Genomic DNA, 1,422 nt, shown 5'->3' on the forward strand with positions numbered 1-1,422 from the left:
GGCGGATTCAATCGGTCGTGGCAACGCTCAAGATTTGGAGGTTGCGATGACCATTCGAAGGAAGCGATCGACACGGGCGCCGCTGGGCTCGGCGGGACGCCCGCCGGTTGCGGGGCGGGCTGAACAGGAAAGATTTTGGCAGGCGATTGCCGCGGGGTTGAGCAGCGAAGATGCTGCGCTCAAAGCCGGAGTGCCCCCCGCTGCCGGATATCGATTGTTCCGGAAGGCAGGCGGCATGCCACCCGCAGTTTTCAGATCTTCGGCAAAGCCGCTCTCGGGGCGGTACCTGTCGTTGGCGGAGCGCGAGGAGATCGCACTTCTCAATGCGCAGGGGCATTCGATGCGGGAGATTGGGCGGCGCCTCGGACGGGCTGCCTCGACCATCTCCCGTGAGTTGGATCGCAATGCAGCCACCCACGGCGGCAAGATGGCATATCGTGCGACGACCGCGCAGTGGCACGCAGACCGATCGGCCCGCCGCCCCAAGCCAACCAAGCTTGCGCGGAACGCCGCCTTGCGCACTTATGTGGAAGACCGGCTAGCCGGTGTCGTCGTGGCCCCAAGCTGCGCTCGCCTTCGTCGGCCGGACCCGCGCAAGGATCGGCGATGGGCGAAAGCCTGGAGCCCCGAGCAGATTGCCCGACGCTTGCGGACCGACTTCCCGGATGACGAGACGATGCGCATCAGCCACGAAGCGATTTATCAAGCCCTCTACGTTCAGGGCCGTGGAGCGCTGCGCCGTGAGCTGACAGCCTGCTTGCGAACCGGACGTGCGTTGCGAATGCCCAGGGCGCGCGCAAGCAAGCGGAGCAGAGGCTTTATCTTGCCAGAGATCATGATCAGCGAACGCCCGGCTGAAGTCGCAGATCGAGCCGTACCTGGGCATTGGGAAGGAGATCTGATTGTCGGTGCCGGCAGTTCGGCAATCGGCACGCTGGTCGAACGCAGCACGCGCTTCACGATGCTCCTGCATCTTCCGCGGCTGGCAGGACACGGCGAAGGTCCACGCGCTAAAGACGGACCTGCGCTCTCGGGACACGGAGCCGAAGCCGTGCGCGACGCAATCACGCGCACCATCATCACCTTGCCCGAAGAATTGCGCCGTTCGCTAACCTGGGATCAGGGCGTCGAAATGGCTCAGCACAGTCGTCTCAAGATCGATGCGGGCATCCAGGTCTACTTCTGCGATCCACACAGCCCCTGGCAGCGCGGCACGAACGAGAACACCAACGGGCTTTTACGGCAATACTTCCCGAAAGGTGAAGACCTCAGCGTCTATAGCGCCGACGATATATCCGCAGTGGCAGCGGCTCTCAATGGCCGACCGAGAAAGACGCTAGGCTGGAAAACGCCCGCGGAAGCGCTTGACGAGTTGCTGTCATCCGTCAACAAAACTGGTGTTGCGACGACCGTTTGAACCAG

1 protein-coding gene is annotated in these 1,422 nt (G+C 63.1%); it reads left to right on the plus strand.

What is annotated here, in order from left to right:
• Positions 1-235 precede the first annotated feature (235 nt).
• On the plus strand, positions 236-1,417 hold the full coding sequence (locus BRAS3843_RS27710) for an IS30 family transposase (RefSeq protein WP_035983000.1): 1,182 nt from the start codon (positions 236-238) through the stop codon (positions 1,415-1,417).
• The last annotated feature ends 5 nt before the right edge of the window (positions 1,418-1,422 follow it).

This window comes from Bradyrhizobium sp. STM 3843 (assembly GCF_000239815.1).
In the GTDB taxonomy this organism is placed as follows: domain Bacteria; phylum Pseudomonadota; class Alphaproteobacteria; order Rhizobiales; family Xanthobacteraceae; genus Bradyrhizobium.